Genomic DNA, 5,959 nt, shown 5'->3' with positions numbered 1-5,959 from the left:
GAGGAAGTGACTGCGTTAACTGACTGCGACATCTCTGCCTCCTCCACTAAATTCAGAGAGAATTTGGCAGAGAATACTACAGATCTCTTAAATCAGCGACTTAACTTTATGCAGAGGTGTGAGATACGTTGGCGCGCATCTCACCTGGAAGCGAAGAAAATCTTATTTCTGCTGGTCAGTAGGATGATTGCCAGTCTTTACCACCGTCCCACCGTGACTGCCAGTGCGCCAGGTAGGTCTGCGCCAGTGCCGGTACGCCGCGCACAACCAGCGCGTTCTCGGAGTTCGATTCCGCCGCGCTGCGGGTGTAATTGAACGAGCCCGTTTCCACGTTCTGCCCGTCGGTCACGATCACCTTGTCGTGCATAATTTTGTACTGATCGTTTGTGCGCAGCGGAATGCCGGCGTTGGCCAGCACGTTCAGTGCCGCCTGGCTGGCTTTGCTGCGGTTTCCTTTGTCGTCAACCACCACCCTGTCGTCAACGCCGCGCCGCCTGGCGGCAACCAGCGCCCTGACCACCTCCGGAGAGGTGAAGCTGTACCCCATCAGGCGGATACTCTCCCGGGCGCTGTCCAGCGTGCGCAGGACCAGCTGCTGCGCGCTGCCTTCCGGTGAAAATCCGACGTCAATGGCCGGCGCGTCGGCTGACGCTGCGGCTGAAAAAGTCAGGCACATCGCCACCGCGATCGCCGCTGAAGTAAGTTTCATCGTTGTTCTCTTTTCCGTGCCGGCGCGCTGCCGGCAGTATGCATGAAAGGGAATAAAGCAGGAGAGGTAGCCGGACGCGGTCAGGCCCGCTCTCCCGCTGCCGGTGCAGACCTGAGCTGCACGTAATTCAGCGCGGCTTCGTCAATGGCCTCCCGTGAAGCCCCCATGAGGCGCGGGCTGCGCAGGCGTACCCTGTATCCCCTGCCGCGTGCTGGCAGGCTGGTGCCTACAATGCGCCAGAGGATGGCTGAACGCACTGCAGCTGCAGGCGATCGCTTCCAGCTGAACGCACATTCAAGATCAAATTCACAGACTGCAGCCAGCGCCGGGTCGGTCAGCACCAGCAGGCTGGTATCCTGCGCGCCCGGCGGCGCGTCGAGCACCTGCAGAATGTGCTGCACCCGGTCGGCCCGCACGTAGCTGCGGCGCTGGCGGTAAGGCATGGTCGCCAGCAGCCGGGCTTCCGAAGGCGGATTCACCTCCATAAAGCGGTTGATGCGCACCGCCTCCTTCGTGAACTTGTCGGCGTCGGCGATATAGAGCGAGCTGCCGCGGACCACCTGCCCCCGGAACAGGGTGACGTTTTCGCCCTCCTGCAGCGCCTGCACCTCCTCAACGTCGACCTTTTTCTTTTCGCTCACCTGCAGGCGCGGATCGTCGTTCAGGCCGCTGCCGATGATGCTCCCCGTCTGTACCAGCGCGCTCATGTGCGCGCGGTATTCGGTACCGGCCATCAGCTGCAGGATTTCCAGCGTGTCTTTCGGATCCATGATTTTGCCGGTGATGCGCACCCCCATGTTGGCGATAAGCGTCCACACCGCGTCGCCCGCGGCCGTCTTCAGGCGCTGCACCTCCTGCCCGGCCAGCAGCAGGCAGTAGCCCAGCGAGCGGATCTGCGTGGCCAGCTCGCCCAGCTTTTCGCTGTAGCCGGCGCCCACCTCGTCGATGATCCAGAGCAGCGGAAACCGGTCCTTAAATTTCCGTACCTTCATGTTGTCCTCCGGCCGCCCTTCCAGCTTCTCACCGAGGTCCTGGCTTAAAATCATGGCCAGCTGCGACTGGTAGAGCCGGCCCAGCGTGCTGCTCTCCGTCGCGGAGAGCTCAAGCGCCGGCACCAGAACAATCAGGATGCGGTCGTTGTGCACCACGTCGCGCAGGTCGATGTCGCCCGCGTCGCGCGCAAACACGTGGCCGTACGTGTCGTTAAACAGGCTCAGCATGCGCGTGTACTGCTGCATCAGGTAGCCGTGCTGGCGGTTCGCCTCCGGATCCCACTCGGACGGCGTGGCCACCTTGTCCAGGTCGAAGCCGGCCAGCGTGCTGAGGTAGTTCTCCAGCGCCACGCGGATTTCCTCGTGCCACTGCTCCTCAACCGCCTGCACGTAGAGCCCGGCAATTTTACGCAGCGGCAGGTGTGACTGGATGGTCCGCTGCGACATCACCGTGCCCTCGCGCCGGCACTTATAGACCAGCGCGGTCACCAGCGCCTGGTTCATGGAGCGGGCCTTTTCCTGCCAGTCGCCGCCGCTGCTGCCGGTTTTCGGCAGCATCGAGTCCATCAGGTTGATGGTGTAAGTTTCCTGCGCGATGCCGAACACGTTAGTGGTGTTGGTCTGCGGTCGCCCCTTCACGTCTTCCAGCAGCTCCTGCGCCCGCGAGCGCCCGCCGGTGATGAAGTTCATCATCCGCAGGTCGTCCTCGCGGCCGAAGCGGCGGGCCATGGACATCATGCCGAGCGCCACGTCGTTCTGCGCCTTGTGGTCGGAGAAAATGACGCCCTTGCCCCAGCACAGCGCGTTGAACACCCAGCCCAGCAGCGTCTCCGTTTTACCGGCGCCGGTGGTGCCGAACATCAGCACGTGACGCGTCAGGTCGTCCATCGAGAGCCAGAGCTCGCGCCCGGCGTCCCTGCCGCGCAGATAGCCGGCGTACAGGATGCCGGCCGCGCGGCTGGTATGAATGCGCACGGTGGCCACCGGCAGAAAGCCCAGCACCTTCGCCGGCACCCTGCGCTCGGTCGACGGATCCTCCCGGTTCATGTCGGCCGGCATGCGCATCGGCATTTTCCAGCGGCCGGCGGGCGCCACGACCAGCGACCAGAACAGCAGCACCGGCAGGCTCAGCAACAGCGTCGCCGGCCAGACGATGCCGGCACCCACGGCGCCCGCCATTCCCCAGGCGAGCGTGCCGGTCTCGCTCAGCACGTCGATTATCCACGAACGCCCCGCGTGCCGGTTGACGCGCGCGCGGTCGAGCGCAGCGTTACTGTCGGTCATGGCCACCTCCGTTTAAAAAGTCCGTGAGCGCCGCCGGCGAGCTCAGCACGCCCTGCGGCACGTAGCGCCCGTCGTCCGAAATCGTCCACGGCGTACCCGGCAGACGATACGCCCGGAACGCCACCTCGTTGACGCCGATTGCCCCGCGCGCCGTCTCGGCCTGCGCGTCATCCGCTGCGGCAGGCGCACGCGGCGCGGCGCCCGGCACGCCCATGCCGGCATCCGCGGCGAACAGTTGCTTCCAGGCGGCTGCGCGCTGATCTTCCGGCAGCATCATGACCGGCGTCAGCTTCTGCAGTGACGCCTCCCGCCCCTCGATGGTGACCGGGAATATCACCACGTTAACCATGCCCGCGGCCGTTTCATAATGGCGCTCCATGCGACGGCAGTTAGGACACTCCGGATCGGCGAAGACATAGAGGGTGCGCGCGTGCCCGGAAGACAGCGGCACGGTGAAGAGTGCGCGTGATGCCGCGCTGCGGAGTTTTGCCGGCAGCTCAGCGCGCACGCTCTGCGGCAGGTCCCAGCCGTCGGCCGGGGCAGCGGCGGCTGGCGGCTGAGGTTGCGTGGACTGCTGCACAACCGCACGGCCAGGCTGCGGCTCATGAGTGCGGTACGGCATCCCGGTCCGGACACCCGGCTCGGCGGTCGCATAGCGTACAGGTCCGTCCGCTGAATGAAATACTGTACGGGTATCCACCTTAGTGAGCATTTGCGGGTTTTCGGGCGTAAAGAGGCGGGAAGCCATCACGACTGTTGTCAGCCATCCCGCCGTCAGGGCGGCCACGGCCAGGGCATAGCCGAACTTCCGCAGTTTACGTTCGCGAAGGCGTTTATTCTCTGCAATGGTCAGAAGGTCAGTAATACAGCACAGCAGCTGGCCGGAATCGTCACCGCGGTAAAGCGGCGCGAGCGCATCGCGGGCGTTCTGTGCGTACAGCCCGTCACCGTGCATGACGAACCACGGCCTCTCTTTCAGAGGCAGGGCAAAAAGCGGCGCTGAAACGGCACGGGTCAGAAATACCGCGCCGTTCATTCCATGTCCCTCTTCGGGCGTTTCGCGGCGGGCACTCAACAGGTCGCCATTAATTTCGGCCACGAACGGGCCCTCTCTGCGTGAAATCGTCATGGTCATATCCTTGTCTCAGCGCGCGACGGCGCCGTCAGTAAATTCGTCTTCGCCCTCGCCGGGCAGATAAAGTGCGTCAGGGAACGGCATTTCGCGCTGCGGTTTCGCGCGTTTTGGCCGGACGTCGCGCGGGTATACGAGCCCGAGTGACTCGAGCTCCAGCTGCAGCCCGTCGACCGCCTCGCCGGTCATCAGTGGCGGGCACGGCAGGCCGAGCCGGGCGGCCAGCTGCTCCGCGCGGGCCTGCGCGATGATCCCCGCGCCTTCCACAAACACCTTGGCGGTGTCGGCGGTGTGCAGCCCGTACCACAGCGTGCGATCGCAGCCTTTCAGCCAGCGGAACCGTGCGGGCGGAAGGCGCAGGTCGCGGCCGTAAAGTCCGGCCAGCGCGGAGCGCACCGTGCGGTGCGTCTTCAGCCATTCGCTCACGCCCGGGCTGGCCAGCACGCGCGCCACGTGCTTTTCTGCAACCCGCCAGTCGGGCACCGTGCGGAATTCGGGCGCCCGGAATGGCCGGCGGATGACGCACGAGCGGTTCAGGTCATCCAGCAGCGTGGTGGCCGCCTTACGGTCTCCGGAGAAGACCTGCAGGCCAAAGATGGCCAGCAGCGCGCGCTCGTGCGGCTGCCACTGATCCGGAGGCATCATCGCCGGGCCGGTCTGCGCGTCGAACAGGGCCGTCGCTGCGGCGCGGTCAAGCACCCGGCGCTTAATAAGCCCGTGCACGTCGGCAAACTCCTCCGGCTTCTGCGCCCAGGCGTTTTCCGGCGTGGTGTCGTTCATCAGGCCGTCCCCGCGGTGCCCGGAAAGGACCGGTATCACCGAAGGGGCAAAGGTGGCCATCACGCGGGGCAGTGAATGAATGTCGATCGCGCGCCGGCTGCGAAAGCCCAGCGCCGGGTGACGCGCCAGCGCCCAGCTGGTCACGATGACCAGGGGCAGCATGGGCACAAACAGGATGCCGGCCGTGTGGTTCATGACGTCGCGCCATTCGCTGAATGCCACCGAGTCCGCACCGTTGCTGGTCGAGGCCAGCAGGTTGATGCGCTCCGCGGCATAGCGGTGAATGTGAGGGAAGTCGGCCAGGCGCCACAGCCAGTAGAGGGACCAGCAGCTCCAGCGCACGAAGTCGGCGAAAAAGAGCCAGCAGAGCAGGAGCACCAGCCCACAGGTAAGCAACACCATTGCCGACTCGTTACTGCCGGCGGCGTTCGGGTGATAGGTATTCATGTAAGCATTTCCGGAAGCGGTAGCGGACGCGGGAGCCCGCCGGACTGCAGATAAGAAAACACCGGCGCGGTGGCCGGTGTCAGGGGAAAAGCGTCAGGATGTCAGGAGTAATCAGTTGCTGGCCTGAGGAACCACCACGTCGTGTTCAAACTCAACGAAGCGGCTCTGGATACTCACGTGCAGTGGCCATGGCTCCTGGGGGAACGATTCAGGGTAGCAGTTGTGGCTCATCGCACCGAGCGTATCAAACAGCTCCTTAGCCACCGTCGGATGCGCGTTAACGCTCAGTACCGGTACTTCAGGATTTTTGGTGTTCAGGCGCAGCGTGCCGTCTTCCAGCTCGCGATCTGTCCAGTCGCGCATGGTGAGACCGATAACGTCGACGACGCCTTTTTTCACCATGTGGATGTACAGAATGTTGCCCGATTTAATATCGATGCCCAGGTATTTGCCGCGGCCCGCATCCATCACCTGATGCTGCTTAAGCGGGCTGAAACGCTCGTCACTGGTGAGTAGCACGACCATCTTATTAAGCTGGCTACGGCGACGGATAATACTGAAACGACGATAGCCTAATGGAATGATGATCCCTGCCCAAATAATGATAAACAGATA

General features: G+C 63.8%; 5 protein-coding genes. All 5 read right to left on the bottom strand.

Translation table 11 applies throughout. From position 1 onward, the window contains the following. Positions 1 to 175: 175 nt before the first annotated feature. Positions 176 to 709 (bottom strand): phospholipase D family protein, encoded by a 534-nt coding sequence (locus QMM04_RS20255; protein ID WP_282996870.1) that lies wholly within the window; start codon positions 707 to 709, stop codon positions 176 to 178. A gap of 80 nt (positions 710 to 789) precedes the next feature. Continuing rightward, complete coding sequence (trbC, locus tag QMM04_RS20250; RefSeq protein WP_282996869.1) at positions 790 to 2,985, bottom strand: F-type conjugative transfer protein TrbC; 2,196 nt, start codon at positions 2,983 to 2,985, stop codon at positions 790 to 792. After that, positions 2,972 to 4,114, bottom strand: coding sequence for a thioredoxin fold domain-containing protein (locus QMM04_RS20245; RefSeq protein ID WP_282996868.1), 1,143 nt, complete (start codon positions 4,112 to 4,114; stop codon positions 2,972 to 2,974). Before QMM04_RS20245 ends, trbC begins: the two co-directional genes overlap by 14 nt. A 15-nt stretch (positions 4,115 to 4,129) precedes the next feature. After that, positions 4,130 to 5,344: a conjugal transfer protein gene (locus QMM04_RS20240; protein ID WP_282996867.1), complete on the bottom strand. Its 1,215-nt coding sequence runs from the start codon at positions 5,342 to 5,344 to the stop codon at positions 4,130 to 4,132. A gap of 111 nt (positions 5,345 to 5,455) precedes the next feature. Continuing rightward, on the bottom strand, positions 5,456 to 5,959 hold a 504-nt coding region (gene excA / locus QMM04_RS20235; protein WP_282996866.1), incomplete at its 5' end, for a plasmid IncI1-type surface exclusion protein ExcA.

This window comes from Pantoea sp. Pa-EAmG (assembly GCF_030024295.1).
GTDB lineage: Bacteria > Pseudomonadota > Gammaproteobacteria > Enterobacterales > Enterobacteriaceae > Pantoea > Pantoea dispersa.
Note: the sequence above shows the minus strand (reverse complement) of the source record. Positions and strands in the feature narration are given on the sequence as shown.

Bases quoted from the DNA above. Each gene is read 5' to 3' on its own strand.
- QMM04_RS20255 (WP_282996870.1), bottom strand. From the start codon at position 709: ATGAAACTTACTTCAGCGGCGATCGCGGTGGCGATGTGCCTGACTTTT.
- trbC (WP_282996869.1), bottom strand. From the start codon at position 2,985: ATGACCGACAGTAACGCTGCGCTCGACCGCGCGCGCGTCAACCGGCAC.
- QMM04_RS20245 (WP_282996868.1), bottom strand. From the start codon at position 4,114: ATGACGATTTCACGCAGAGAGGGCCCGTTCGTGGCCGAAATTAATGGC.
- QMM04_RS20240 (WP_282996867.1), bottom strand. From the start codon at position 5,344: ATGAATACCTATCACCCGAACGCCGCCGGCAGTAACGAGTCGGCAATG.